This window comes from Lentibacter sp. (assembly GCF_965658795.1).
GTDB lineage: Bacteria > Pseudomonadota > Alphaproteobacteria > Rhodobacterales > Rhodobacteraceae > Lentibacter.
Map to the genome: position 1 here is coordinate 156,407 of NZ_CBFHTG010000002.1, position 24,690 is coordinate 181,096.

The following is a 24,690-nucleotide window of genomic DNA, read 5'->3' on the forward strand; positions in this document are numbered from 1 at the left end:
CATCAAGCCCGCTACCCCGCCAAACCGCACAAAACCGGACGATTGGCACACGCCGCAGGCACATCGCCTTCGGCCAGCGCCTCCACACAGTCCTGCGCAAAGGGGCATCCGCGGCAGCGGGTGATCATGGCGGCGTGCGCCTTGCCTGACAGCGCGCCAGAGGCGAGAGCTGTGGTCATGCAAACGCCAAGGTTGGCCGCCGCAAGCCGTGTCAGCTCAAAGTGGAGCGCAGGGTTGCCGAGCGGCACGCGCAGCTCTGGATGGTAAACAGTCATACGGCGGATCCTTCTGATGCCATGGCCCAAGGCTAGGCCCGCAAACCGCCCCGATCTTTGACATAACGCAAATACAGCGCGCGCTTAGGTTACGATCGGCGTGTTTTGGCCCGTTTTGCAAAACAGGCGCAGGCGGTGCACGCATGGTGCACGCGCGGTGCACACATATCACCCCCCCGGACTCAGCTGTGCCGAAAGTCTTAACGCCCCCGCTGGAAGGCGTCCAAATAGGCCCTCACAGCGTCTTGCACATGGCGAAAACGGTCGCCGCCCAAGTGCTTGCCACCATACCAGCGCGTCACCACAACAACGTGGCCCAAAAGCGCCTCGCGCTCCAGCATCCGCACAATGACCATGCCAGCCCCTGACTCGCCGTCATCACCCTTGAGCGGCGTGCCGTCAGGCAGGATCATGCCCCATGTATTATGGGTGGCCTTGGCGTATTTCTTGTTTTTCTTGAGGGCTTTCAGCAGCGCATCGGCCTCTTGGCGGGTGGCCGCAGCCCCGCCCGAAACAGAGTAGCGCGAGCCACGGTCGCTGATGATATTTTCAAGCTGGTTCAAAGCCTTGCTTAGAGCTGTGAGGCCGTCTGGCGCACAACTTCGATCCGCTGTGCATTGGGCGGATGCGTGCCAAGAAAGCGGTCGCCCGGGTCAGGGATGCGGCTGAAGAAGGCCGCGCCGCGCACAGGGTTGTAGCCCGCCTTTTTGGTAATGACCGTGCCCAAGATATCGGCCTCAAGCTCATAGTCTTTCGAGTAGGTGCGCGCCCCCACCTGAGCGCCGATTTCACCAACATTTTGAAGCACTTGCGCATCAGCTCCCGTGAGGGCCGCCAGCCCCGCAAAGACAAGCGCACCCGTCTGCGCATTGCGCTGCTGGCGCGCGATATGGCCTTCGATATGGTGTGCCGCTTCATGCCCCATGACAAAGGCAAGCTCGTCGGCGTTGCGCACATCGGCAATCATGGCGATTGTGAAGGCAAGGATGGGTTGGCCTGTTTTATCAAGCGTCTGGTAGGCGTTCACAGGCTGGCCGGGGCGGTCATCAATCACGATGCGGAAATCACAGTTCATGCCCGGCGCACGGGCGCGACACTCGCGCTCGGCCACAGGCTCGACCGTTTCCACCACATCGACAAATTGCCTGGCCGCCGCGCGGGCGCTGAGCTGGCTTTGGCTCGCTTGCCCGCTTGAGGCCTCAGGCAGCGGCGCGCTTGTCTCGACGGGCACATCACAGGCCGCCAAAGCCAGCAAAGCCAAACCCAGAAAACCCTTTTTGATGAATGACATCGCTTCGCCCGCCTTGTTGTCTACGCGCTAAAGCATAGCGGCGCACCCGCAGCCGCGCCAGCCCCTTCACGCCGCTTTGATGAGGCTCGAAAGGCAATCCTTGCAAGTGGCACGCATCCGCCTATTCTGGGGGTATGTTTTCAATAGAACACGAGTTTGACTGCACCGTGATCACCCTTGTGGATGAGGGGGCCGCGCCTTTGGCTGAGGATGTTGTGATCAACGCCTTTGAAGACTGCGTGACGCTTGAGCAATATGATGCGCGCACAGGCAACACCCAAAAAATCACCCTCTCGCTCAGCCAGGTGCAAGACCTTGGCGCAGCGCTCGATTTGCCCGAGGGGGTCTATTCTCTCGTGCGCGCCGAAGAGGGCGCCTGACGCCCGCCTCAGACTTTGTTAATTCGCACCGCTTAAACCCATCTCGCGCTTGTCATCTGCGGCGAAGATTGCCCTAATGCCGCCAAACAAGATGAGGGGCAAAGCGCATGGGCGAGACGTTGAAAACAGGGTTTTATTTTGATGAAAAAACTTTTTGGCACGGAGGCGGAAATTTTGCACTGACCTTGCCTGTCGGCGGCCTTGTGCAGCCCTTGGTGGCGGGTGGCCTGCCCGAAGCCCCCGAAACAAAGCGCCGCTTCAAGAACCTGATGGATGTGACAGGCCTTAGCAACGCGCTTGCGCTCTCAACCGCGCCCATGTGTTCGGTTGAGGAGTTGTCACTGGTGCATCCCCTTGATTTCTTGCAGAAATTCAAGGCGCTCTCTGATGACAACGGCGGCAACCTCGGCTTGCGCACCCCGTTTCTCAAGGGCGGCTACGAGCTGGCCGCGCTCTCTGCGGGCCTCAGCCGCACAGCCCTTGCCGATGTGCTGACAGGCAAGGTCAAAAACGCCTACGCCCTCTCGCGCCCCCCCGGTCACCACTGCCTGCCCGAGTGGCCCAACGGCTTTTGCTTGCTCAACAACCTCGCCATCGCAATCGAGGCGGCCCGCACCGCAGGGCTGGCCAAACGCTTTGCTGTCATCGACTGGGATGTCCACCACGGCAACGGCACCGAGCATATCTTCTATGAGCGCGACGATGTGCTCACCATCTCGCTGCACGAAGAAAACAACTACCCCACCGACACAGGCTTTATCGCCGACAAGGGCCGCGGCGCAGGGCTTGGCCACAACATGAATATCCCCTTGCCTGCCGGGGCGGGCCACCTGAGCTATCTGGAGGCCATGGAGAAGCTCGTTGTGCCTGCCTTTGAGCGCTTCAAGCCCGATGTGATCATCGTGGCCTGTGGCTATGACGCAGGGACATATGACCCGCTGGGCCACCAGCTCTGCACAGCCGAAACCTTCCGCCTGATGACCCGCCAGGTGCGCGAGGCCGCCGAGCGCCTCTGTGGCGGACGCCTCATGATGTCGCATGAAGGGGGCTACTCGGAGGCCTATGTGCCCTTCTGTGGCCACGCGGTGATGGAGGAGATGTCAGGCAGCCAGATCACAGCGCCCGACCCGATGGCAGAGGTCGTGGCCGCCCGCCAGCCCAACCCGCGCGTGGTGCAGTTCTTCTCCGGGCTGATTGACGAAATGGCAGTGGAGTTCTTCGGCTAAGCCGCTCTCACCACATGGTTTTTTCTGCGCGCGCCAGCCAGGCCGCATCATAGGCTGCGCCGCCCTCCTCGCCTGCGGTTTGCTCCGCAAGGATGTCGCCTGCGGTGGGCAAGCCCGCGCTGTCATCTGCACCGCTCCAAAGCGCTGCACGCATCGGCGCACGGGCGCATTGCGTGTAGAGCTCACCGATCTTGATAACAATCACCGAGCGCGGCAAACGGCCTCTGTCGTCAAACCGCGCGCAGAGGTCTGGCGCAACGCTCACTTTGGCCAGCCCGTTCACCCGCACAACCGTGTTTGAGCCTGCCACCATAAACATAAGCGAGATGCGCCCGTCCGCCACGATATTGCGCAGCGTATCCATACGGTTGTTGCCGCGCCAGTCAGGCAACAGGAGCGTCTGCGCATCAAGCACCTGCACCACGGGGCCTGTGTCCCCGCGCGGGCTGCCGTCGGTTCCCTCGGGGCCAACCGTCGAGACCACGCAAAAGCGCGAGGCCATAATCCACTTGTGGTAAAGCGGCGTCAGCCCCTGCGCGACCTTGCGCAGAGAGGCTGATCCGGGCGCACCATAGAGCGCCTCTAATGTCTTGATATCTGTGACATACGCGTCAGACATCAAAGCCTGCTTCGCGCATGAGCGCATCTGAGCGCCCTTCCACCTGAGCTTCGAGCGCGCTCATAAACGCACGCTGCTCCGCACCCGGCGCAATCGGCTCGAGAAACTCGACCACAGCCAAGCCCGGCTTGCGCAAGATCGTCCCCTTGGGCCAGAACAGCCCCGCATTGGTGGCCACAGGCACACAAGGCTGCCCCATCTGCTCGTAAAGCGCATAGGTGCCGATCTTGTAGGGGCGCTTTTCGCCCGGTTTCACACGGGTGCCCTGGCTATAAATCACAAGCTGCCCCGCCGCTGTCAGCCCTTGTTTGACGTCATCCAGCATCTTCTTGATGGCCGCGCCGCGCTTGCCACGGTTCACAGGCACACAGCCAATGCGATAGGCATAAACCCCGATCACAGGCATCCACAGTATTTCGCGTTTCATGATGAATTTGGCCGCAGGGCTCGCGTAGAAAATCATGATGATATCAAGGAAAGACTGGTGCTTGGCGGCAATCAGCATCTCGCCTTTGGGCGGCGTGCCACGCACCTCGTGCTTCAGCCCGATCATCCAGCGCGCCGTCCACAGCACCCAGATGCAATAGGCCTTACAGGCTGCCCGCGCGCCCTTGGGGCTGATCAGCGCCCAAGGGAAAAACACCAGCCCGATCACAAGCATCATGACGGCATTTTGCAGCACAAAAACCAGAGAGATAACCCAGCGTATCGCCAACATCAGCGCAGCTCCTTCAATGTGCGGCGCGCCGCCGCTTGCGTGGCCATAAAGGCCACAAGCCCCGCCAAGGCAGGGATCACCAGAGGCCAGAGCCAGCCGCCCCCCTGAAAGCCAAGCCCGCTGAGAAAGCCGCTCTCACCGCCCCCGACGGGCAGCATGACAACCGCAACAACCCCCAGCACCATGCCGCCAGCCGCGCCCGACATGGAGCGCAGGGTAAAGCGGCGCACAAAGGCGCTGGCAATGTAGCTGTCTTTCGCGCCAACAAGGCGCATCACTTTGATAACCTTGGCATTTGCCGCCAAAGCCGCATTGGCCGCCAGTGTGATCATCGCGCCCATCACAGCAAAGATCAGCGCAATCGAGAACCAGCCAAGGAACGAAAGCCGCGCGGCCGCCGCAGCCAGAGGCTTGCGCCAGCGCGAATGGTCATCCAGCACAGCGCCCGGCACTTCGCCCAGCAGGCGGATGCGCAGCGCCTCGGCGTCAAGCCCTTCAGGGCTTTCAACGATCTCGATAAGCTGTGGAATGGGCAGCGCCTCAAGCGGCATATCAGGGCCAAACCAAGGCTCCAGAAGCTTGCGTTGCTCCGCATCTGACAGCACCCGCGCCGAGGCGACCCCCGGTGTGGTCTGAAGCACTTCAAGGGCTGCATCTGTCTGGGCCTGCATCTGCCCCGCGGGCGCCGAAATCCGCACCGTGGCAGACTGGGCCAGCTCGTCTGACCACCGCTCCGCAAGGCGCCCCGCCGACACCGAAAGCGCCAGCGCAAAGACCGCCAGAAAGGCCATCACAGCCGCAGCAAACACCGTGAGCCGCGCTGTAAACCCCGTGGGCGGCACGGCGCGCTCGGCCTGTGCATCGCCAATGATAAATCCGGTTATCTTGTCAAAATCAAACATCGCCCGCATCACAGGTCTACCCCCGCAGCCTGCACGCGGCGGTTGGCAATCCGCAAGACACGCGTCTGCACCTGCGTTTTGGCCGCGCGGATGAGACCCAGATCATGGGTGGCAATAACGACAGTTTTGCCCATGCGGTTCAGCTCCACCAAAAGCGTGAGCAGCCGCTGGGACATTTCCCAATCAATGTTGCCCGTTGGCTCATCGGCCAGAATAACATCGGGTGACATAATCACAGCCCGCGCAAGAGCCGCGCGCTGCCGCTCCCCGCCTGACAGCTCGGGCGGCAAAGCGCTTGCACGGTCGCGCAGGCCAACCCAGTTCATCAGCTCCGCAAGGTTATCCTGCTCGCTGGCAATGCTGTGGCCCGCAACAGTGAGCGGCAGCGCGATATTGTCGGCAATCGAGAGATGGTCGAGAAACTGGCAATCCTGATGCACCACACCAATACGGCGGCGCAACTCGGCGATCCCGTCGCGGTCAAGGCTGCGCACATCCTGATCAAACAAGCGCAGATGCCCCGCCGTGGGCAGAAGCTCGCCGTAGCACAGCTTCAAAAGCGTGGTCTTTCCTGCGCCTGATGGCCCTGTCAGAAAATGAAACGAGCCCGTCGGCAAGCTCACGTTCAAATCGCCCAGAAGCTCCCCGTCGCCATAGCTGTAGGCCACATCGTTAAGCTCGATCACCCGTTCGTCCTCACCCTGCTCTGTACCGCTCCGGGCACGCGCCAGACCATGCCCCAGCACGGGCAAAGTTGCAATCGCTCAGAGCCATTGACGCTTTGATGCGTCTTTGCTCTTTCCGAGCAAAAGGTTACCGCCTATGGTGCCGTAAATAAATGTTATCGTTTTGGGACTATAGGGGGCGAGATGAGACTGGTTTGCCCAAATTGCGGCGCACAATACGAAGTGCCTGATGACGTCATCCCCCAAGGTGGGCGGGATGTACAATGCTCCAATTGTGGCGACACATGGTTCCAGAACCACCCCGACAACGACCACGGCCTGGCCGAGGATCTGGGCGAAGCGCTCACGCAAGAGGTGGACGCCTCCGAAGCCGAACAGCCAGAAGCCGACGAAGAGCCTATGGTGCAGACGCCCCCCGCAGCGCCAGAGGGGCGCAAGCGCGAACTCGACCCCTCTGTGGCAGATGTGTTGCGCGAAGAGGCCGCGCGCGAAGCCGCGGCGCGCAAGCGTGAGGCAAGCAGCGCCTTGGAAGAACAGCCTGATCTTGGCATCGGCGAACCTGATGACGAGGCCGCCCGCCGCCAACGCGAAGCAAGCGAGCGCATGTCACGGATGCGCGGAGAAGACCCCAAGCCCGCCAAGGTCGCGGCCGCAACAGCGGCCAGCGGGTCGCGCCGCGATGTGCTGCCTGACATCGACGAAATCAACTCGACCCTGCGCAAAGACAGCGAACGCCGCAAAACCGCCAGCGAAGTGGCAGCCTCCCGCGAGGCCGCGCCAAAGCAAAGCGGCTTCTTGCGGGGCTTCTTGCTGGTTATGGCTCTGGCAGCGGTTCTGATCGGGATATACATTTTCGCCCCCCAGATCGGCGAGGCCGTCCCGGCCCTCGCACCAGCGCTTGAAAGCTACACAGGCTTTGTCGATACGGGCCGCCTCTGGCTTGACGGGCAGGTGCGTGGCCTCATGGGCACGCTTGATGGCATGGCCACCGAAACAGCCCCGGCCGAGGCCGTGAGCGAGTAAGCTAAGGCTTTAGAAGCGGTCCAGCAAACGCTCAAGATAGCTGCGCTCGGTGTCCGAGCGGTCCGCTTCCCCGGTGCGGCGGCGAATTTCGTCCAGCAGCTCGCGGGCACGGCGGTAGACATCTTCATCCCCGATCATGCCCTCATCTGCCGATGAGAACCCGCGGCGGTTGCGGCCCAAAGGATCGGTGCTCTCCCCACCCGCCGTCTCTGCGTTCTGGCCGTCTTGGCCCTGCTGGCCCTCATTGGCCTGTGCCATGGCCTCGCCCAAGCTGTCCATGCCGTCACGCAGGTTTTCCATCGCCTCGGCCTGACGGTCAATCGCCTCAGCAAGGTCGTTCTGGCGCAAAGCGCTCTCGGCCTGCTCCATAGCACGGCCTGCATTGTCAAGCGCCTCGCGGGCCGCCTCGCCAGCTTCGCCCCCCATCTGTGGCAAGCCTTGGGCTTGGCGCGAAAGCTCGTCGCGCAGCGCCTGTTGGCGCTCGGCAAGCGACTGTTGCGCAGACCCGCCGTCTTGGCCTTGGCTGTCGTCTTCGCCCGAGCCATTCTGCCCTTGCTCCGCACGGCCCTCGCCCTCGCCTTGGCCTTCGTGCTGCTCGCCGCGCCCCTGGCCCCCGTTGCGGCCTTCGTTCTCACCACTTTCGCCCGCGCGGGCGTTGGGGTTGAACTGTTCTTGCAGATCGCGAAACGCCTGATCCGAGAGGCCCTGCTGCTCGCGCAGCGTGTCTGCCAAGCCTTCCATGGCCTGCTGCCCCTCGCCCTGCCCACTCTGGCTCTGGGTGACGCGCATGTTCTCCATCATCTCTTGAAACTCGCGCAGCGCCTGCTCGGCCTCGGCCATGCGGCCCTGCTCCATCAGCTCCTGAATGCGGTCCATCATATCTTGCAGGTCTTGCTGGGAGAGCTGCATCGTCTCGCCCTGCTCCCCTTGCTCGCCCTCTTGGCCCTCTTGCTGCTGCTGTTGGGCCAGTTGCTGCATATACTCGTCCGTGGCCTCGCGCAGCTCTTGCATCAGCTCGGCAATCTCTTCTTCCGAGGCGCCATTGCGCAGCGCTTCTGCCAGCTTGTCTTGCGCTTCGCGCATCCGCTCCAAAGCGTCCGAAAGATTGCCGTCTTCCAAGTTCAGCGCCAAGTCCCAAAGTGCGGCCGAAAGCTCGGAGACCGTGTCATCATCCAGCCCGCCATAGGCGATCTTGGCTTCCAGACGCCGTAAGATCACCCGCAGGCGCAGATAATCTGTCTCGCGCTTGAACAGATCATCCGGCTCATGGGAAATCGCGCGCAAAAGCTGCGCAATGCGCGGGCCGTTGTCACGGTTCCAAAGCAGGTCACGGCGCAGCTCGACCACAGCTGCAGCCACCGGATTGAAGAACTTGCGCGCAGCAAGGCTGATCTCAACCGGCCCGCTTGTGCCCGTCTGGCCCGCCTCATCGGTGGCGCTGAAGGTGATTGTCACAGGCAGGTTGGCCCATGGATGCTGGGAGAAATCTTCCAACAAAGTTTCTTCAAAGTCATTGCGCGCCCCTGTGACAGGCAAGGGCAGAGGCACGATGAGAGAGGCTTCGCTCTCAGGGGCGAGCGTCAGACCATAGCGCCGGTCCAGCCGCGCCAGATCAAGCGCAATCACAGCTTCGCCGCCCGCAACCCCGTAGTCATCCAGCGCCTCAAACGGCATCGAGAACGTGCCCGCCGCAGCCGTCTCTGCAGGCCCCATCGGCTCAACCCTCGGCGCAGTGTCAGGCAGCGCAACAATATCCCAGCGCCGCCCGCCTGCGCCCGCAATTTCAAGCGCCCCATCGCGCACCACAGCAAAGCCCTGCTCAGGCGCAGCCACCGACGACACCGCGTCAAGCTGTGCCGAAACCGTTTCGTTCACCGTGATTTCGCCAGCAGCCCCATAAAGCCGCAGCGTGACTTCGCTGCCCTCGGGCAGCTCCAGCACGGTCTCATCGGTGTCATTCAGGTAGATCGAGGGCAGCCCCGTATAGCGCGGCGGCTCAACCCACCCTTCCCAGCTGGGTCCAAGCGCCGCTTGAGCCGAGCCCGTCAGCGGCGTGCCGATCTCGGCGACCGTTCCCAACCGCCAGACTGAGCCAAACAAAAGCGAAACCGCCAAAGACAAAAGCGCAACATAGCGCAGCCCGAACGGGTCTACTCCTGCGAGGCGCACTTTCGGCGGAATCGCGCGCGCTGAGCGTATTTTCTCGATCATCCGGCGCTGGTATTCGGCCCAAATCGCCTCTGACGAGGCATCACCAGCCCCAATCGCCTGCTTGTCGCGCACCGCTCGAATGGGGCGCCCCGGCAGGCTTGCGTCGATGCGCTCAAGCGCATCTTCCGCGCTTGGCCTGAGAAACCTGCGCCAAGCATACCAGCCCCCAAAGGCCAGCGCGACAGCCACAAGCACAAAAAAGCCCCAGACAAGCTCAAGCGGCAAAACCTCATGCAGACCCAGGAAAATAAAGGCAAACGTCGCAAGAAGAGCAGACCACAGCGGCCAGAAGCCAGCGCAAAGCCGCTCGGCCCAAAGGCCGAGATATGTGAGCAACACCCGATCTTTAAGATCAACCCGCTCAGGCTTTGGTCGGTTTTCGGTCAAGCCGCTCCTCCGCTCGCAACGCGGCTCAGAGGCGTTTAGCCCTTTAGCCACTCTGGCATGCTATCGCGCGCGAGCATGTCTTCCAAGCTCGGACGTGGGCGAATGACAGCAAATTGATCATCTTTCACCAGAACTTCGGGAATCAGCGGGCGCGAATTGTATTCGCTCGCCATCACCGCGCCATAAGCACCAGCCGAGCGAAACGCGACCAGCTCACCCTCTTTCATCGCCGTCATGCTGCGCATCTTGGCAAAGGTATCGCCGCTTTCACAAACTGGCCCGACAATATCATAGACCTCAGGCTCGGCACCCGCCGCAGGCTCTACCACAGGGATGATATCGTGATAGGCATCATACATCGCAGGGCGGATCAGGTCGTTCATCGCCGCATCCAGAATGAGGAACTGGCGCCCCTCGCCTTGCTTGACGTAAACAACATCGCTCACAAGCACACCCGCGTTGCCCGCAATAAGCCGCCCCGGTTCGATCTCGATTTCACAGTCAAGATCGCCCAGAACTTCTTTCACCATAGCGCCGTAATCTGTTGGCAAAGGCGGGGCAGTGTTGCTGCGCTCGTAAGGAATGCCAAGGCCTCCACCAAGATCAAGGCGGCGAATGGTGTGGCCATCTTCGCGCAGGGCGAGCGTGAGTTCTTTCACCTTTTCATACGCCAGCCGAAACGGCTCAAGCTCTGTCAGCTGTGAGCCGATGTGCACATCGATCCCGACAACCTCAATACCCTTGAGGCTGGCCGCATGGGCATAGACCTCACGGGCACGCGCAATCGGAATGCCGAATTTGTTCTCGCTCTTGCCAGTGGCAATCTTGGCATGGGTCTTGGCGTCCACATCCGGGTTTACCCGCACAGTGATGGGCGCACGCAGGCCAAGCTCAAGCGCTACGGCGTTGAGGCGCTCCATCTCGGGTTCGCTCTCGACGTTGAATTGGCGGATGCCCCCCGTCAGCGCCAGCTTCATTTCCTCACGCGTTTTGCCAACACCTGAAAAAACGATCTTGTCACCAGCAACACCCGCCGCTTTGGCGCGCATGTATTCGCCGCCGGAGACCACGTCCATGCCAGCGCCAAGGTCGGCCAGCACCTTCAGGATCGCAAGGTTTGAAGCCGCTTTCATCGCGTAGCACACAAGGTGATCCATACCCGCGAGCGCCTCGTCAAAAAGGCGGAAGTGGCGCTCAAGCGTGGCTGTGGAGTAGCAGTAAAACGGCGTACCCACTTCAGCGGCAATCGCGCTCAGAGGCACATCTTCGGCGCAAAGTTCGCCGTTTTTGTAAAGAAAATGGTCCATCGCGCGTCCTCTGGCTGGCTTTTGCCTGCTCTAGCGCAAACTGATGCGCGCGCCAAGCGCGTTCAGCGCTTGATCACACCCACGGTGGCATATCCAGACACCGAGACAGTTGCGCTGCCCGTTTGCGTGGGGGCCGTGTCTTGGGCCACGGGGCGCTCCGGCGCACCATTCGCACCACAGCCAACCAGCGCCATAAGGCCAAGACCCGCTATCAATACTCTCATCATCACACCCTCCAATGCTGCGCAGCCTAGCCTTTGCGGCTCCGCAAATACAGATAAAGCGGCAAGCCACAGCTCACGCCGATACAAAATGTCGCTGGGATCGCCACAAGGCGCAGCCAGTCGCGCTTTTGCGTGGCCTCATACAGCACCCAAACCGTCAGGCTGATCGCCGCGATGATCAGATCCCATGTGAGGCCCGTTGTGGATGCGTTGACATACCAGGCTTGCGATAGCCCCGTCAGGCCAACACCCTCTGCGCGCATGTAGCTCACAAAGTAATACATCGGGTGGATTGCCCCCCAAAGCGCGAGCGCCAGCCAGACCGCTCTCATGCCAGTGTCTCTTTCCAGCGGGCGATCTGCTTTCGCACCTCAGACGGCGCTGTGCCACCATAGCTTGTGCGCGAGGCAACAGAGGCCTCAACCGTCAGAACACTGAACACATCGTCCGTGATCTCTGCATTCACGGTCTGCATCTCTTCAAGGCTCAGGTCAGGCAAGTCACAGCCCTTGGCCTCGGCCATAGCCACGAGGCTGCCTGTCACATGGTGCGCCTCACGGAAGGGCATGCCTTGCACCCGCACGCACCAGTCGGCCAGGTCGGTCGCCGTTGAAAAGCCGCTGCCCGCCGCGGCCGCAAGGCTCTCGCGGTTGGCGCTCATATCGCGCACCATGCCTTCCATAGCCGCCAGCGCCAGCATCAGGTTGTCGGCCGCGTCAAAGACCTGCTCCTTGTCTTCCTGCATATCCTTGGAGTAGGCCAGCGGCAGACCCTTCATCACCATCATCAAGGCAACATTGGCCCCGAAAATACGGCCGATCTTGGCGCGGATCAGCTCTGCGGCATCAGGGTTTTTCTTCTGCGGCATAATGCTGGACCCCGTCGAAAAGCTGTCAGACAGCTGCACAAAGCGAAACTGCGCAGATGACCAGATCACAAGCTCTTCGGCAAAGCGGCTGAGGTGCATCGCACAGATGCTGGCCGCGCTGAGAAACTCGAGCGCAAAGTCACGGTCGCTCACCGCATCCAGCGAGTTGGCGGCAGGGCGCGCAAAGCCGAGCGCCTCGGCTGTCATGTGGCGATCAATCGGAAAGGACGTGCCCGCAAGCGCCGCCGCCCCCAAGGGGCTTTCGTTCATCCGTGCGCGCGCATCTTCAAAGCGGCTCGCATCGCGGCCCAGCATCTCGACATAGGCCATCATGTGGTGGCCCCATGTCACAGGCTGCGCGGTCTGAAGGTGGGTAAAGCCCGGCATCACCCAATCCGCCCCGGCTTCGGCCTGCAACAGAAACGCTTTTTGCAACGCACGGATGCCACCAATCGCCGCATCCATCTGTCCACGCGTCCAGAGTTTGAAGTCTGTCGCCACTTGGTCATTGCGGCTGCGGCCCGTATGAAGGCGCCCCGCAGGCTCGCCTATCAAGGCTTTCAGGCGGTTTTCGACATTCATGTGGATGTCTTCCAAAGCCGTCGAAAACTCGAAGCGCCCGCTTTCAATTTCTGACAAGACAGTGAGCAGCCCTTCCCTCATGGCCTCGGCATCGCTATCTGTGACAATGCCCGTCGCCGCAAGCATTGCGGCATGGGCTCTTGAGCCGGCAATGTCTTCGGCCGCCATACGTTGGTCAAACCCGATCGAGGCGTTGATCGCCTCCATAATCGCGTCTACGCCAGCCGAAAAGCGGCCGCCCCACATTTGGTTTGAGGTGTCGTTGCTCATGGGTTTTACTGCCTTCGAAAGGATGAAAATGTCTCGCTCCAAGCTGGTTTATACCGCACTCGCCGCAATCGCAATCATCGGCGCATTTTTCGCCTTTGCCCCCTCGGGCGGTGTCACAGGCGGCCTCTCGGAGGCCACACGCTCAGAACTTGTGGCGCTTCAGACAGATGACATGAAAAAACTGGTTATCCACCCGGAGCCGCAAGCGCTGGCCAGCGCGCCCTACACACTCGCAGAAGGCGGCAACCAAACCCTTGATGCGCACGAAGGCAAAGTGATCCTGCTCAACTTCTGGGCCACATGGTGCGCGCCCTGCCGCAAAGAAATGCCCATGCTTGCCGAGCTGCAAGAAGAGCTGGGCGGGCCGGATTTCGAGGTCATCACCCTTGCCACAGGCCGTAATGATCCCGCCGCCATGGCCCGCTTCTTTGACGAAATCGGCGTCACCAACCTGCCCCTGCACACCGATGCAAACTCAGCCGTTGCGCGCCAGATGGGCGTGCTCGGCCTGCCAGCGACAGTCCTGATTGCGCGCGATGGAACCGAAGTCGCACGCCTTTTGGGCGATGCCGACTGGGCCTCTGACAGCGCCAAAGACATTCTCAAAACACTGATTGCTTCAAACGAGTAGCCCCTGGCCGTTTGGGCCGAGAGCAAACCAACACTGTTAAAGAGGAAGGCCGCCCAAATGCGCATGACCCGCCGCAGCTTCGCCGCAACCGCCCTTGCCTTTGCCGCCTCGCCCGTCTCCGCCCGATCAGGCTTTGAGAGCTGGCTGCGCAAGTTCAAACGCCGCGCGGCGCGCAAGGGCATCTCCGAGCGCACGCTTGAGGCTGCTTTTGCTGGTGTCACCTTCCTTCCCAAGGTGGTGGCCAATGACGCCCGCCAAGCCGAGGTCGCCAAGCCCTTGCAGGACTACCTCGCCAGCGCAGCAGGCGGCGCGCGCCTCTCAAACGGGCAGAAAGCGCTCAAGCGTCACAACAGCCTGCTCAGCCAGATCGAACGCCGCTACGGCGTCGAGAAAGAGGTGCTCACTGCGATCTGGGGCATGGAAAGCGCCTATGGCGGGTTTCGCGGCAGCCTCCCTGTCTTTTCCACCTTGGCAACACTGGCCTTTGAGGGCCGCCGCCGCAACCTTTTCGAGGCCGAGCTCCTCGCCGCCCTCCAGATTGTCGAAGCGGGCCATGCCAGCCCCGATGAAATGCGCGGCAGCTTTGCTGGCGCAATGGGCCACACCCAGTTTATGCCCTCCACCTACCAGCGCTATGCGCAGGACTATGACGGCTCGGGCCATGCCAATATCTGGGGCGATGCCCCCACAGATGCCCTCGCTTCTACCGCAGCGCTGCTCAAAGCCGAGGGGTGGCGCAAAGGTCAGCCTTGGGCTGTCGAGGTGCGCCTACCGCAAGGCTTCGATCTGGCGCTCACTGGCCGCATCTACCCGCGCCACACGCGGGAGTGGGCCAGGCTTGGCGTAGCCGCGGCCACAGGCGGCGCGCTCCCCGACCACGGCAAAGGCGCGCTCATCCTGCCCGCTGGCCCCGAAAGCCCTGTCTTCCTGATTTATGACAACTTCCATGTCATCAAAAAATACAACTACGCTGACAGCTATGCCATCGGCGTGGGGCATTTGTCAGACCGCCTTGCAGGCCGCCCTACCTTGCGCGCAAAATTTTCACAAAATCCTTGGGGCATGAACACGGGCGAGCGGCAAGCGCTACAACAGCGCCTCAATGCGCGCGGCTTTGCAGCAGGCACGCCAGATGGGGTGATCGGTGAAAAGGGGCGCGCAGCCATTCGCGCTTACGAGCAGGCAAACGGCAGGCCCGTCACAGGCGTCCCGAGCAAAGCGCTCTTGGCGTCGCTCGGCTAGATCTGTCTTCCCGTGTCCATACAGCTTGCCATACAGGCTGCCACATAGCTTGCAACACCCTGTTTTAGAGGCCCCAGAACCGCCGCATCTCGGCGGCGCAATCTTTCGGATGACTGATCGGAAGCATGTGCGAGCCCCCCGCAATCACCCGCGCCTCTGCGTTTGGCAACCGCTGTTCAAGCCCTGAATTGATCGTTTCCGTGACCTGCGGGGAGCGGCTGCCCCGCAGCAAAAGAACAGGTATTTCAAGCGCTTGCAGACGACCCGCGGCCAACATATCCGCGCTATCATCAAACAAGGCCGGCGCTGCATCCGGGATCACTTGAATGCGCGAGGCCATATCCTGTTGTGTCTCGGCGGGCATCGCCTCCCAAGGCAAGCCCCCGCCCCAACGCGCCAAAAAGGCTTTCGTGGCTCCACGGCGATCTCCCGCCGCCAAAAGAGCACTCATCTCATTCAAATCGTTCACAAAATCAGGATCATCCGCCATCGCCACGGCAAAGAAAACAGGCTCTATGAGCACAAGACTGCGCACGCTCTCAGGCGCTTCAAGCGCCACCCGCAGAGCCACAGTGGCACCAAAAGAATGCCCAATAACATCAATAGGTTGCGAGCCTAGATACCGCTTGGCCAGTGCTGTGCAGGCCTCGTGATAGCTGCCCTGTCCATCCCAAAACGCACTGCGCCCGTGGCTTAAGAAATCAGGCGCTTCAAAGCTGAAATCACTCTCGAATTGTGCCGCAAGCCCACGCCAAGCGCCACCATGCGCAAGCGAACAATGCAGCATCAGCCCCTCACGCCCACCCGCGCCAAGACGGCGCGCGTGGATCGCTTGTTCAGCTGGACTTTGAGCGTTCAAAGATCACCCGAAAGATAGGCGTCCATATCATCAAGGCGATCTTGGCCCCAAAATTTCTCACCATCTTCAAGCACATAGAAGGGTGCACCGAAGACACCACGCGCGACAGCTTCTTCAAGATTGCGCGCATAGGTCTCTGCGCCAACAAGCATTCCGCTTGTTGTCAGGCTCCGTTCAAAGCCTGCGGCTTCCAGACAGTCTTGCACAACGGCCTCGTCTCCGATGTCTTTTTCCTCCGCCCAGCACGCACGCAGCAGGCTATGAGCCAGCTTACCCACATCACCGCCGACGTCTTGCGCCGCAATAATTGCATAGCTCGAAGGGGCGGGGTTTGTCGGCCAAAACGCGGGTTTGGGCAGTGTCATCGCCAAGCCAGCCTTCTTCACCTGACGGCGCAACTCCTGAGCACGATACTCAAGCCGCGAAGGGTGCCGCTCGGCCGGGGCCACACCCCCTGTACGCGCGAAAAGAGACATAATATCCAGTGGCTTATACACCACATCCAAGCCATGCTTCGCTGCGATCTCTTCTGCGCGCATGCCAGACAGGTAAGCCCAGGGGCTGAGTGTTGTGAAGTAGTAATCCATCTTTGCCATAGTCTGTATCTTCCCTTTTTTCATGCGCAAAAGGCCAATAGTGCCAAGTGCAACCTTTGCCAGCCATGCGTTAGATGCTAAGCGGTGTCAACTTCACGAATCTGTCACAGAACATCCTAAGCCTGGGGGCCGCGCCACATGTCTACCACCAAAGAACCGAAGCTGATTGCTGGTAACTCTAACATGCCGTTGGCAAAAGCCATTGCGCGGCGGATGTCACTGCATCGGGGCGTCAGCCAAGGGCTGGTAGAAGCCCGTGTTGAGCGCTTTAATGACGGTGAGATCTTTGTCGAGGTCTTCGACAACGTCCGCGGCGAAGATATGTTCATCATTCAAAGCACATCAAACCCAGCCAATGACAACCTCATGGAACTGCTGATTATGGCAGATGCCCTGCGCCGTTCTTCTGCGAAACGCATCACCGCTGTGATCCCTTACTTCGGGTATGCCCGCCAAGACCGCCGCTCAAAAGCGCGGACGCCTATTTCAGCCAAGCTAGTCGCAAACATGCTGGTCGGCACCGGCATTGAGCGCGTTCTCACAATGGACCTGCATGCAGCACAGATCCAAGGCTTCTTTGATATCCCCGTGGACAACCTCTACGCATCGCCCATCTTCGCGCTCGATATCAAGCACCAGTTCAAAGACAATCTCGACGATATCATGGTCGTTTCGCCCGATGTAGGCGGTGTGGCGCGCGCACGCGAACTTGCCAAACGTATCAACGCGCCTCTCTCAATTGTCGATAAGCGCCGCGAAAAAGCAGGTGAAGTGGCTGAAATGACCGTAATCGGCGATGTCTCGGGCAAAAAGTGCTTCATCGTGGATGACATGGTCGATACAGCCGGCACGCTCTGTAAAGCTGCCGAAGTCCTTATGGAAAACGGCGCCTCAGAAGTGCACGCCTATATCACACATGGCGTACTGTCAGGTCCCGCCTGTGAGCGTATCACAAACTCTGTTATGAAATCATTGGTGATCACCGACACAATCGCTGCGACAGCTGACGTGAAGAAAACACCCAACATTCGCGTCGTTCCGACTGCGCCCATGTTTGCTCAAGCCATTCTGAATATTTGGAACGGAACATCGGTTAGCTCGCTGTTTGACACCGAGATGCTAGAACCGATCTACGAAGGCATGTTCTGAAAACTCCTGTGAGGTGGGCTCAGCCCGCCTCCCCTGCCTTCAATATAAGTCCCAATCGTCCTCGTTCTGGACGGGCCCTATTGCCATCCAGCCAACCCTTATGCGGGCGATCTTTGTATCGCCCCACGTACGGAAGACGAGCTCAAACCCAGCTTCCGTAATACTCTCTGCTTCAATATCAGCACGGACGTTTGTTGCGCTATCAACATCCCAAAGCGTCAACGAGCAGTGAACACTGGGCGGCGCTGTGAAGCGCTCACTGAAGGCGACAGCTTTGCGAACCTCACGGTTGCCAGCCCCTGTCCACATTTCTCCGCCATCCTGAAAGTGTTCAAAAATGACGTCATTGCCCTGCGCGATGCCAATTGCGCCGTTCAGTTTCTTCATAAGCAGCCAGCCTCTTCCAAAAGCGGATCTTCCAGTACTAGAACCTACGACAAAAAAATGCCCCAACCCGTTAGGGTTGAGGCATATCACTTCAATTTAGGTCTGCACAACATCAGACCATATTTTGCAGGAGCTCTTCCAAATCGGCCAAAAGCAATTCGGCTGCATCACGGTTTTCAGGTGCGGCGGTTGCCGCAGCCGTCTTGGCCGCTTCTACAACAGGTTCCAGATCAGATGCTTTCGCATCAGCCAAAGGAATTGCCTTCTCTGCCAAAACAGAGAGGCCTTGAGCGTTGATCTCGGCAAAGCCGCCTGTAACCGCGAACGATACAGTGCCCTCAGGCCCGCTCACCGCCAGAACACCTGGACGGAGCGTGGTGATAACTGGCGCATGGTTCGGCATAGCCGTCATTTGCCCGTCAGCACCTGGGATCTGCACAGAGGCAACTTGCATAGAAGCAAGATTGCGCTCTGGGCTTACCAGATCAAATTGCATGGTCTCGGCCATTTATGCCTCCTTTAAGCAGCGTCAGCTGCCATTTTCTCGGCTTTCGCAATCACGTCAGCGATACCACCAACCATGTAGAAAGCGCCTTCTGGAAGGTGATCGTATTCACCCGCCACAACAGCTTTGAACGATGAGATTGTTTCTTCGAGTTGAACCTGAATACCGTCCGAGCCAGTGAAGACTTTGGCAACGTCGAACGGCTGTGACAGGAAGCGCTCGATTTTACGGGCGCGAGAAACTGTCATTTTGTCTTCTTCTGACAGTTCGTCCATCCCGAGGATCGCGATGATGTCTTGCAGTGATTTGTAGCGCTGCAGGATCTGCTGAACGTCGGTTGCAACCTTGTAGTGCTCTTCGCCGATGATTTGCGGGTCAAGCAGGCGCGATGTTGAACCAAGTGGGTCAACCGCTGGGTAGATACCTTTTTCCGAGATCGCACGGTCAAGAACCGTTGTCGCGTCAAGGTGGGCAAACGATGTCGCAGGTGCAGGGTCAGTCAAGTCATCCGCAGGAACGTATACGGCCTGAACCGATGTAATCGACCCGTTTTTCGTTGACGAGATACGCTCTTGCATCTGGCCCATGTCTGTCGCCAGTGTTGGCTGATAGCCAACCGCCGAAGGAATACGGCCAAGCAGAGCTGACACTTCTGAACCGGCTTGTGTAAAGCGGAAGATGTTATCAACGAAGAACAGAACGTCGGAGCCTGAGTCATCACGGAACTGTTCCGCGAGCGAAAGGCCTGTGAGAGCCACACGCATACGCGCACCGGGAGGTTCGTTCATCTGACCATAGACCAGAGCAATTTTTGACTCCGTAAGGTCGTCGGGCACGATAACACCAGATTCGATCATCTCGTGGTAAAGGTCGTTGCCTTCACGAGTCCGCTCACCAACGCCCGCGAAAACAGAAACACCTGAGTGCACTTTTGCGATGTTGTTGATCAGTTCCATGATCAAAACCGTCTTACCAACACCAGCACCACCGAAGAGGCCGATTTTGCCGCCTTTTGTGTAAGGCGCAAGAAGGTCGATAACCTTGATACCTGTTGTCAGGATCTCTGTTGCCGTTGACTGGGCATCAAACGAAGGTGCTTCGCCGTGGATCGAGCGGCGCTCTTTGGCGTCCACTGGGCCTTTTTCGTCAACAGGGTCGCCTGTCACGTTCAGAATGCGGCCCAGAGTGCCCTTCCCGACGGGAACAGAGATCGGCTCACCAAGGTCGGTAACCTCTTGGCCACGTACGAGGCCCTCTGTTGCGTCCATAGCAATGGTACGCACTGTGTTTTCGCCGAGGTGCTGAGCAACCTCGAGGATCAGGCGCTTGCCATTGTTGTCAGTTTCAACTGCGTTCAGAATTTCGGGCAGGTGGTCGCCAAATTGAACGTCCACAACGGCGCCGATCACCTGGGTGATTTTGCCTTTTGCATTAGCCATTATTTCGTCTCCGGTTCCTTAGAGCGCCTCAGCGCCCGAGATAATCTCGATAAGCTCGTTCGTAATCACAGCCTGACGTGAGCGGTTATACTCAACTGTCAGGTCTTCGATCATGTCGCCAGCGTTACGGGTTGCATTGTCCATTGCAGACATCCGCGCACCTTGTTCACTTGCACCGTTTTCCAGCAGCGCCGCAAAAATCTGCGTTGCAACACCACGGGGCAAGAGATCCGTCAGGATCTGGTCCTGATCAGGCTCATAGTCGTAGTCTGCGATGGCAGCAGCTTCTTGCCCTTCAGGCGCATCATAGCGGGCCGGAATGACCTGCAGCGCTGTTGGGATTTGGCTGATGACGGACTGGAATTCGCTGTAAAAGATAGTCGCAACATCAAACTCACCCACATCAAAACGGGCAAGAAGGTCAGTCGCAATATCTTTGGCGTTGTCGTAGCCGAGGCGTTTAACTTCGCTCAGATCAACGTGGGAAATCATATTCGACTGATAATCCCGCTTCATCTGTTCACGCCCTTTCTTGCCAACGGTAAGAATTTTGACAGTCTTCCCCTCGGCAATCAATTTCTGGGCATGCTGCTTAGCAAGCTTCACGATGTTGGTGTTGAAGCCACCGCAAAGACCACGCTCTGATGTCATAACAACGAGCAGCTGTACCTTGTCCTCACCAGTCCCGCGCAGCAAGAGCGGCGCGCTATCTGATGATCCAACTGATGCAGCCAACCCACCAAGAACCGCATTGAAGCGCTCTTGGTAAGGGCGTGAGTTTTCCGCGGCTTCCTGTGCCCGCCGCAGTTTTGCGGCGGCCACCATTTGCATGGCCTTCGTGATCTTGCGGGTCGATTTGACCGACGAGATCCGATTTTTAAGGTCCTTGAGATTTGGCATTGCCCTATCTCCCCCTTACGCGAAATCAGCGGCGAATGCGTCCAGCGCTGCTTTAACACGGTCTGCGGCTTCGCCCTTGATCTTGGGATCTTCTTTCGTGATCCACTCGATAAGATCTGCATGCTTCGAGTGCAGGTGCTTCAAGAGCCCAGCTTCAAAGCGCGCAACATCTTTTACTGCGATCTTGTCGAGGTAACCGTTTGTACCCGCGAAGATAACGCAGACGATCTCGGCGTTTGTCAGCGGTGAGTACTGTGGCTGCTTCATAAGCTCTGTAAGACGCGCACCACGGTTCAGAAGCTGCTGCGTTGCCGCATCAAGGTCTGAGCCGAACTGGGCGAAAGCCGCCATCTCGCGGTACTGAGCAAGCGAAAGCTTAACAGGGCCGGCAACAGAGGACATGGCCTTCGTTTGAGCTGACGAGCCAACCCGAGAAACGGACAGGCCTGTGTTCACAGCAGGGCGGATACCTTGGTAGAACAGTTCTGTTTCAAGGAAAATCTGACCATCTGTGATCGAGATCACGTTGGTTGGGATAAACGCTGAAACGTCACCGCCCTGAGTTTCGATGATCGGCAGAGCCGTCAAAGAGCCTGAGCCGTGATCTTCGTTGAGCTTTGAAGAGCGCTCGAGCAGACGTGAGTGAAGATAGAAAACGTCACCCGGGTAAGCTTCGCGGCCTGGTGGGCGACGCAGAAGAAGTGACATCTGGCGATAGGACACAGCTTGCTTTGAAAGATCATCATAAACGATGAGAGCGTGCTTGCCATTGTCGCGGAAGTACTCAGCCATGGCTGTCGCGGCGTATGGTGCAAGGAACTGCATCGGAGCTGGGTCAGAGGCCGTCGCAGCCACAACGATTGAATACTCAATCGCGCCGCTTTCTTCCAAACGCTTCACCAACTGTGCAACTGTTGAACGCTTTTGGCCGATCGCAACATAAACGCAGTACAGCTTCTTGCTGTCGTCGTCGCCCGCTGCCTCGTTATAAGACTTCTGGTTCAGGATCGCATCGAGCGCGACCGCTGTTTTACCTGTCTGACGGTCACCAATGATCAGCTCGCGCTGGCCACGGCCAATTGGGATCATCGCGTCAACAGACTTGAGGCCAGTCGCCATTGGCTCATGAACCGATTTACGCGGGATAATCCCTGGTGCCTTGCTGTCAGCAATCGCGCGCAGCTTGGTTTTGATCGGGCCTTTGCCATCGATCGGATTGCCAAGACCATCCACAACACGACCGAGGAGCTCGGGGCCTGCTGGAACGTCAACGATGGCGTTTGTCCGTTTTACAACGTCGCCTTCTTTGATGTCGCGGTCAGAACCGAAGATAACAACACCGACGTTGTCAGCTTCAAGGTTGAGCGCCATGCCCATAACCCCACCGGGGAATTCGACCATCTCACCAGCTTGGATATTATCCAAGCCGTAAACGCGCGCGATACCATCACCAACGCTGAGAACTTGACCAACTTCAGCAACTTCAGCTTCTTTGCCGAAATTCTTAATCTGGTCCTTCAGGATCGCAGAAATTTCTGCTGCTTGGATACCCATTTATCCGACCTCTTTCATTGAATTCTGGAGGGAGCTGAGCTTCGAACGGATCGACGTATCGATCATTTTCGAGCCCACCTTGACGACAAGACCACCGATGAGAGCTTCATCAACAGTCGCATTAATAGTCACAGTCTTGCCAAAGCGCTCTTTCAGCGTCTTGGCCAGCTTGTCTGATTGCGTCTTGGTCAAGGCTTTCGCACTGACGACCTCGGCCGCGACCTCACCCTTGTCTTCCGCGATCGCAGCGCGCAAGGCGCGTACGAGCTGAGGCAGCACAAACAAACGACGCTTTGATGCCATCAGGCTCAGCGTATTCGCTATCATGGGAGAAAGGCTCATCTTTTTGGCGAGTGCTACGATCGCACCCCCCTGCTCTTCCCGCGTGTAGATCGGGCTAGAGATAAGGTTATTGAAATCTACGCTGTCAGCCAGCGCATTTTCCAAGCTATCAAGATCGTCTTCAACGGCCTTGAGCTTTTTTGTTTCCTTGGCCAAGGAGAATACGGCCGTGGCATAGCGCGCGGCGATGCCGGAAGATATCGAAGCTGGTTCGGACACATCCACCCTTTCGATTTTGGCCCCAAATTTCGCAGTACACTTTCTGTCGCGCACAGCTCGCTTCGGGGGCGTTTTCACCCTGAGTTTTCTCAAAGCAGCTAAATCGAGGCGGGTGTAGCAGAGCAATCCTGTTGCGGCAACCTGCTACGGAAATTTTCGACCACCGTTAAAGTTAATAAAATACAAAGACTTACCGAAACTGCGACCGTTTGCGTCTACGAATATCAGCATTTTAATCAGGTTTTTCCTGAATCACGGCCCCAAAGTTAACGCTATCAAGGCAGAATCCCTGCAAACGCCCCTCAGGCTGGAAGGCCATCTGGCATGGGCTGAAGGACGAATGACGGCTTTCGGACCCTCTGTTGCAACCCTGGCCTTTTGGGCGCGGGGACTTGCTTGGTAACCTCGACCATCAATACGCCCCCTCCAGCCACCAGCGGCATACCGTGGCCCAGTTTCTCCCAAAAGCCGGCAGTCTTGCGCCAAAAGCGGCGCTCGCTGGGCGGTTGATACAGAGCCGTCTGGCTCCTTTCGATTTTGAAGCCCCAAAGCTTGAGCTGCTGATCAAGCTGGCCCATCGTAAATGGCCGCCCATATCCAAATGGGGTGCGATCATTTCGGCTCCACAGGCCAGCGCGGTTCGGGACAATAAACAATGCTCGCCCACCTGGCCCCAAGACACGATAACACTCTTCTAAAACATGGGTTGGCCACTCGCTTGTTTCGAGGCCATGCAGGACAACGAGCTTATCAACATGACCAGTCTCAATAGGCCAATGTGTCTCTTCGCACAGGACACTGACATTCGGCTGGCCCGCAGGCCACGGCATGACGCCCTGCGGCCCCGGCATAAGACAAGTCACGCGTCGCGCCTGCCCGAGAAAGGGCCTCAAGAGCGGTGCAGCAAATCCAAAGCCCAAAACGGTTTGCCCTTTGGCTTCGGGCCAAAGCTCCAACATCTGATCGCGGATCACCTTTTGGGCCGCCCGGCCCAATGTGCTGCGGTAGTAGAAATTTCGCAAATCTTTCACGTCAAGATGCATTGCAGCCACCGGACCAATAAGTCACTCTTGGTGTAACATAACAATGATCGGAGAAAATGCTATGCCTCTTCAGCTTTTGACCATCCCTTGTCTCTCGGACAATTTCGCCTTTCTTTTGGTCAATGAAGCCAACGAAGCTGCGCTGATTGATGCACCCGAGGCAGCCCCCATTAACGCACTCCTTGACAGCCATGGGCTTACACTCACGACAGTCTTGTTAACGCACCATCATTGGGATCACGTCGAAGGGCTTAACGACCTGAACATAGCTGAGGGCCTTAAGGTAGTCGGCGCAAAAGCAGATGCGCACCGCCTACCTCCACTGACGCAAGAGGTCTCTGAGGGTGATGTCCTTGAGGTCTTAGGGGAGCAAGTCAAAGTGCTCGATGTTTCTGGCCATACTCTAGGCCATATCGCATTTTATTTCGCGTCGTCGGGCTTTGTCTTCACTGGTGATAGCCTAATGGCTTTCGGGTGTGGCCGCCTCTTTGAAGGCACGCCAAGTCAGATGTATCAAAGCTTGTCGAAATTGGCGGCTTTGCCCAACGACACCCTTGTCTGTTCGGGCCATGAGTATACTCAAGCTAACGCGCGCTTCGCGACAGCGATGCATCCGAATGACACCGCCATTGTGAGCCGCGCAGCCGAAACAGAGCGTCTTTTGGCAGCAAAGCAAAACACAGTTCCATCAAGCTTGGCTCTGGAAAAGGCAACGAACCCCTTTCTGCGCGCTGAAAGCATAGAGACCTTCACGCGCTTGCGGGCCGCAAAAGACACTTTTTAAGCACCTCACCGCAACGTGACACGAAATGTGATGCTGTTTTTCAAGAAAGACCTTGAAGCTGGCGATATATC

The 24,690-nt window shown here is 58.6% G+C and carries 28 protein-coding genes; 7 read left to right on the plus strand and 21 right to left on the minus strand.

Annotated elements, in window-relative coordinates; genetic code table 11:
* Positions 1-11: 11 nt before the first annotated feature.
* From ACTG3X_RS02190 to ACTG3X_RS02200, 3 genes are all read right to left on the minus strand, one after another.
* Entirely contained in the window at positions 12-275 is a 264-nt protein-coding gene (locus ACTG3X_RS02190; protein WP_439109594.1) for a DUF6455 family protein, read from the minus strand.
* A 200-nt stretch (positions 276-475) separates the two neighbouring features.
* Positions 476-838, minus strand: a complete 363-nt coding sequence (locus ACTG3X_RS02195; protein ID WP_439109595.1) for a YigZ family protein — start codon at positions 836-838, stop codon at positions 476-478.
* An 8-nt stretch (positions 839-846) separates the two neighbouring features.
* Positions 847-1,566 (minus strand): M48 family metallopeptidase, encoded by a 720-nt coding sequence (locus tag ACTG3X_RS02200; protein ID WP_439109596.1) that lies wholly within the window; start codon positions 1,564-1,566, stop codon positions 847-849.
* 134 nt (positions 1,567-1,700) lie between these two features.
* Here ACTG3X_RS02200 and ACTG3X_RS02205 point away from each other — a divergent pair, with 134 nt between their 5' ends.
* Both ACTG3X_RS02205 and ACTG3X_RS02210 read left to right on the plus strand, forming a co-directional pair.
* Positions 1,701-1,946 (plus strand): hypothetical protein, encoded by a 246-nt coding sequence (locus ACTG3X_RS02205; RefSeq protein WP_439109597.1) that lies wholly within the window; start codon positions 1,701-1,703, stop codon positions 1,944-1,946.
* A 119-nt stretch (positions 1,947-2,065) separates the two neighbouring features.
* Positions 2,066-3,172 carry a class II histone deacetylase gene (locus tag ACTG3X_RS02210; RefSeq protein WP_439109678.1) on the plus strand — a complete coding sequence of 369 codons (1,107 nt, stop codon included), beginning with the start codon at positions 2,066-2,068 and terminating at the stop codon, positions 3,170-3,172.
* A 7-nt stretch (positions 3,173-3,179) separates the two neighbouring features.
* Here ACTG3X_RS02210 and ACTG3X_RS02215 read toward each other — a convergent pair whose 3' ends face one another.
* From ACTG3X_RS02215 to ACTG3X_RS02230, 4 genes are read right to left on the minus strand one after another with little or no spacing between them, the layout of a single operon-like run.
* A complete protein-coding gene (locus ACTG3X_RS02215; protein ID WP_439109598.1) occupies positions 3,180-3,791 on the minus strand; it encodes a pyridoxamine 5'-phosphate oxidase family protein in 612 nt (203 codons plus the stop codon).
* Complete coding sequence (locus ACTG3X_RS02220; protein WP_439109599.1) at positions 3,784-4,509, minus strand: lysophospholipid acyltransferase family protein; 726 nt, start codon at positions 4,507-4,509, stop codon at positions 3,784-3,786. The genes ACTG3X_RS02215 and ACTG3X_RS02220 overlap by 8 nt, the downstream gene beginning before the upstream one ends.
* The gene (locus tag ACTG3X_RS02225) at positions 4,509-5,411 is read right to left on the minus strand and encodes a cell division protein FtsX (protein WP_439109600.1); all 903 of its coding nucleotides are present in this window, start codon (positions 5,409-5,411) and stop codon (positions 4,509-4,511) included. Before ACTG3X_RS02225 ends, ACTG3X_RS02220 begins: the two co-directional genes overlap by 1 nt.
* Before the next feature lie 8 nt (positions 5,412-5,419).
* Positions 5,420-6,097 carry a cell division ATP-binding protein FtsE gene (locus ACTG3X_RS02230; protein ID WP_439109601.1) on the minus strand — a complete coding sequence of 226 codons (678 nt, stop codon included), beginning with the start codon at positions 6,095-6,097 and terminating at the stop codon, positions 5,420-5,422.
* Positions 6,098-6,280: 183 nt separating this feature from the next.
* Between ACTG3X_RS02230 and ACTG3X_RS02235 the strand changes: the two genes are divergently transcribed.
* Positions 6,281-7,120, plus strand: a complete 840-nt coding sequence (locus ACTG3X_RS02235) for a zinc-ribbon domain-containing protein (RefSeq protein ID WP_439109602.1) — start codon at positions 6,281-6,283, stop codon at positions 7,118-7,120.
* A gap of 9 nt (positions 7,121-7,129) precedes the next feature.
* Here ACTG3X_RS02235 and ACTG3X_RS02240 read toward each other — a convergent pair whose 3' ends face one another.
* The 5 genes from ACTG3X_RS02240 to argH form a co-directional block, all read right to left on the minus strand.
* Positions 7,130-9,718, minus strand: coding sequence for a TIGR02302 family protein (locus ACTG3X_RS02240; RefSeq protein WP_439109603.1), 2,589 nt, complete (start codon positions 9,716-9,718; stop codon positions 7,130-7,132).
* Between the two features lie 35 nt (positions 9,719-9,753).
* A complete protein-coding gene (lysA, locus tag ACTG3X_RS02245) occupies positions 9,754-11,025 on the minus strand; it encodes a diaminopimelate decarboxylase (RefSeq protein ID WP_439109604.1) in 1,272 nt (423 codons plus the stop codon).
* A 62-nt stretch (positions 11,026-11,087) separates the two neighbouring features.
* Positions 11,088-11,252 carry a hypothetical protein gene (locus ACTG3X_RS02250; protein WP_439109605.1) on the minus strand — a complete coding sequence of 55 codons (165 nt, stop codon included), beginning with the start codon at positions 11,250-11,252 and terminating at the stop codon, positions 11,088-11,090.
* A 23-nt stretch (positions 11,253-11,275) separates the two neighbouring features.
* Complete coding sequence (locus ACTG3X_RS02255; protein ID WP_439109606.1) at positions 11,276-11,581, minus strand: DUF2834 domain-containing protein; 306 nt, start codon at positions 11,579-11,581, stop codon at positions 11,276-11,278.
* On the minus strand, positions 11,578-12,969 hold the full coding sequence (gene argH / locus ACTG3X_RS02260) for an argininosuccinate lyase (protein ID WP_439109607.1): 1,392 nt from the start codon (positions 12,967-12,969) through the stop codon (positions 11,578-11,580). Before argH ends, ACTG3X_RS02255 begins: the two co-directional genes overlap by 4 nt.
* 22 nt (positions 12,970-12,991) lie before the next feature.
* On the opposite strand from argH, the gene ACTG3X_RS02265 reads away from it, so the two are divergent.
* A complete protein-coding gene (locus tag ACTG3X_RS02265) occupies positions 12,992-13,600 on the plus strand; it encodes a TlpA family protein disulfide reductase (RefSeq protein WP_439109679.1) in 609 nt (202 codons plus the stop codon).
* Between the two features lie 57 nt (positions 13,601-13,657).
* On the plus strand, positions 13,658-14,842 hold the full coding sequence (locus ACTG3X_RS02270; RefSeq protein WP_439109608.1) for a lytic murein transglycosylase: 1,185 nt from the start codon (positions 13,658-13,660) through the stop codon (positions 14,840-14,842).
* Between the two features lie 64 nt (positions 14,843-14,906).
* Here the strand turns inward: ACTG3X_RS02270 and ACTG3X_RS02275 are convergent, their stop codons facing one another.
* Together ACTG3X_RS02275 and ACTG3X_RS02280 are read right to left on the minus strand one after the other, a co-directional pair.
* Complete coding sequence (locus ACTG3X_RS02275; protein ID WP_439109609.1) at positions 14,907-15,701, minus strand: alpha/beta fold hydrolase; 795 nt, start codon at positions 15,699-15,701, stop codon at positions 14,907-14,909.
* Positions 15,698-16,297 (minus strand): 2-hydroxychromene-2-carboxylate isomerase, encoded by a 600-nt coding sequence (locus ACTG3X_RS02280; RefSeq protein WP_439109610.1) that lies wholly within the window; start codon positions 16,295-16,297, stop codon positions 15,698-15,700. The genes ACTG3X_RS02275 and ACTG3X_RS02280 overlap by 4 nt, the downstream gene beginning before the upstream one ends.
* Positions 16,298-16,435: 138 nt before the next feature.
* Between ACTG3X_RS02280 and ACTG3X_RS02285 the strand changes: the two genes are divergently transcribed.
* A complete protein-coding gene (locus tag ACTG3X_RS02285; protein WP_439109611.1) occupies positions 16,436-17,446 on the plus strand; it encodes a ribose-phosphate pyrophosphokinase in 1,011 nt (336 codons plus the stop codon).
* Positions 17,447-17,485: 39 nt separating this feature from the next.
* Here the strand turns inward: ACTG3X_RS02285 and ACTG3X_RS02290 are convergent, their stop codons facing one another.
* The 7 genes from ACTG3X_RS02290 to ACTG3X_RS02320 all read right to left on the minus strand — a co-directional run bounded on the left by ACTG3X_RS02290 (position 17,486) and on the right by ACTG3X_RS02320 (position 23,835).
* Positions 17,486-17,833, minus strand: coding sequence for an H-type lectin domain-containing protein (locus ACTG3X_RS02290; protein ID WP_439109612.1), 348 nt, complete (start codon positions 17,831-17,833; stop codon positions 17,486-17,488).
* Positions 17,834-17,945: 112 nt separating this feature from the next.
* Positions 17,946-18,341, minus strand: a complete 396-nt coding sequence (locus tag ACTG3X_RS02295) for a F0F1 ATP synthase subunit epsilon (protein WP_439109613.1) — start codon at positions 18,339-18,341, stop codon at positions 17,946-17,948.
* Positions 18,342-18,352: 11 nt separating this feature from the next.
* Positions 18,353-19,777, minus strand: coding sequence for a F0F1 ATP synthase subunit beta (gene atpD, locus ACTG3X_RS02300; RefSeq protein WP_439109614.1), 1,425 nt, complete (start codon positions 19,775-19,777; stop codon positions 18,353-18,355).
* Between the two features lie 18 nt (positions 19,778-19,795).
* Entirely contained in the window at positions 19,796-20,677 is an 882-nt protein-coding gene (locus tag ACTG3X_RS02305; RefSeq protein ID WP_439109615.1) for a F0F1 ATP synthase subunit gamma, read from the minus strand.
* Between the two features lie 15 nt (positions 20,678-20,692).
* Positions 20,693-22,231 (minus strand): F0F1 ATP synthase subunit alpha, encoded by a 1,539-nt coding sequence (gene atpA / locus ACTG3X_RS02310; protein WP_439109616.1) that lies wholly within the window; start codon positions 22,229-22,231, stop codon positions 20,693-20,695.
* Entirely contained in the window at positions 22,232-22,792 is a 561-nt protein-coding gene (locus ACTG3X_RS02315) for a F0F1 ATP synthase subunit delta (RefSeq protein ID WP_439109617.1), read from the minus strand.
* Between the two features lie 302 nt (positions 22,793-23,094).
* Complete coding sequence (locus ACTG3X_RS02320; protein WP_439109618.1) at positions 23,095-23,835, minus strand: class I SAM-dependent methyltransferase; 741 nt, start codon at positions 23,833-23,835, stop codon at positions 23,095-23,097.
* Positions 23,836-23,896: 61 nt separating this feature from the next.
* Here ACTG3X_RS02320 and gloB point away from each other — a divergent pair, with 61 nt between their 5' ends.
* Entirely contained in the window at positions 23,897-24,619 is a 723-nt protein-coding gene (gene gloB / locus ACTG3X_RS02325) for a hydroxyacylglutathione hydrolase (RefSeq protein WP_439109619.1), read from the plus strand.
* The last annotated feature ends 71 nt before the right edge of the window (positions 24,620-24,690 follow it).

Excerpts from the sequence above, each read along its gene's own strand:
- ACTG3X_RS02190 (WP_439109594.1), bottom strand. The coding sequence starts at position 275 with ATGACTGTTTACCATCCAGAGCTGCGCGTGCCGCTCGGCAACCCTGCG.
- ACTG3X_RS02200 (WP_439109596.1), bottom strand. The coding sequence starts at position 1,566 with ATGTCATTCATCAAAAAGGGTTTTCTGGGTTTGGCTTTGCTGGCTTTG.
- ACTG3X_RS02205 (WP_439109597.1), top strand. The coding sequence starts at position 1,701 with ATGTTTTCAATAGAACACGAGTTTGACTGCACCGTGATCACCCTTGTG.
- ACTG3X_RS02215 (WP_439109598.1), bottom strand. The coding sequence starts at position 3,791 with ATGTCTGACGCGTATGTCACAGATATCAAGACATTAGAGGCGCTCTAT.
- ACTG3X_RS02220 (WP_439109599.1), bottom strand. The coding sequence starts at position 4,509 with ATGTTGGCGATACGCTGGGTTATCTCTCTGGTTTTTGTGCTGCAAAAT.
- ACTG3X_RS02225 (WP_439109600.1), bottom strand. The coding sequence starts at position 5,411 with ATGTTTGATTTTGACAAGATAACCGGATTTATCATTGGCGATGCACAG.
- ACTG3X_RS02235 (WP_439109602.1), top strand. The coding sequence starts at position 6,281 with ATGAGACTGGTTTGCCCAAATTGCGGCGCACAATACGAAGTGCCTGAT.
- lysA (WP_439109604.1), bottom strand. The coding sequence starts at position 11,025 with ATGGACCATTTTCTTTACAAAAACGGCGAACTTTGCGCCGAAGATGTG.
- ACTG3X_RS02250 (WP_439109605.1), bottom strand. The coding sequence starts at position 11,252 with ATGATGAGAGTATTGATAGCGGGTCTTGGCCTTATGGCGCTGGTTGGC.
- ACTG3X_RS02255 (WP_439109606.1), bottom strand. The coding sequence starts at position 11,581 with ATGAGAGCGGTCTGGCTGGCGCTCGCGCTTTGGGGGGCAATCCACCCG.
- argH (WP_439109607.1), bottom strand. The coding sequence starts at position 12,969 with ATGAGCAACGACACCTCAAACCAAATGTGGGGCGGCCGCTTTTCGGCT.
- ACTG3X_RS02265 (WP_439109679.1), top strand. The coding sequence starts at position 12,992 with ATGAAAATGTCTCGCTCCAAGCTGGTTTATACCGCACTCGCCGCAATC.
- ACTG3X_RS02270 (WP_439109608.1), top strand. The coding sequence starts at position 13,658 with ATGCGCATGACCCGCCGCAGCTTCGCCGCAACCGCCCTTGCCTTTGCC.
- ACTG3X_RS02280 (WP_439109610.1), bottom strand. The coding sequence starts at position 16,297 with ATGGCAAAGATGGATTACTACTTCACAACACTCAGCCCCTGGGCTTAC.
- ACTG3X_RS02285 (WP_439109611.1), top strand. The coding sequence starts at position 16,436 with ATGTCTACCACCAAAGAACCGAAGCTGATTGCTGGTAACTCTAACATG.
- ACTG3X_RS02290 (WP_439109612.1), bottom strand. The coding sequence starts at position 17,833 with ATGAAGAAACTGAACGGCGCAATTGGCATCGCGCAGGGCAATGACGTC.
- ACTG3X_RS02295 (WP_439109613.1), bottom strand. The coding sequence starts at position 18,341 with ATGGCCGAGACCATGCAATTTGATCTGGTAAGCCCAGAGCGCAATCTT.
- atpD (WP_439109614.1), bottom strand. The coding sequence starts at position 19,777 with ATGGCTAATGCAAAAGGCAAAATCACCCAGGTGATCGGCGCCGTTGTG.
- ACTG3X_RS02305 (WP_439109615.1), bottom strand. The coding sequence starts at position 20,677 with ATGCCAAATCTCAAGGACCTTAAAAATCGGATCTCGTCGGTCAAATCG.
- atpA (WP_439109616.1), bottom strand. The coding sequence starts at position 22,231 with ATGGGTATCCAAGCAGCAGAAATTTCTGCGATCCTGAAGGACCAGATT.
- ACTG3X_RS02320 (WP_439109618.1), bottom strand. The coding sequence starts at position 23,835 with ATGCATCTTGACGTGAAAGATTTGCGAAATTTCTACTACCGCAGCACA.
- gloB (WP_439109619.1), top strand. The coding sequence starts at position 23,897 with ATGCCTCTTCAGCTTTTGACCATCCCTTGTCTCTCGGACAATTTCGCC.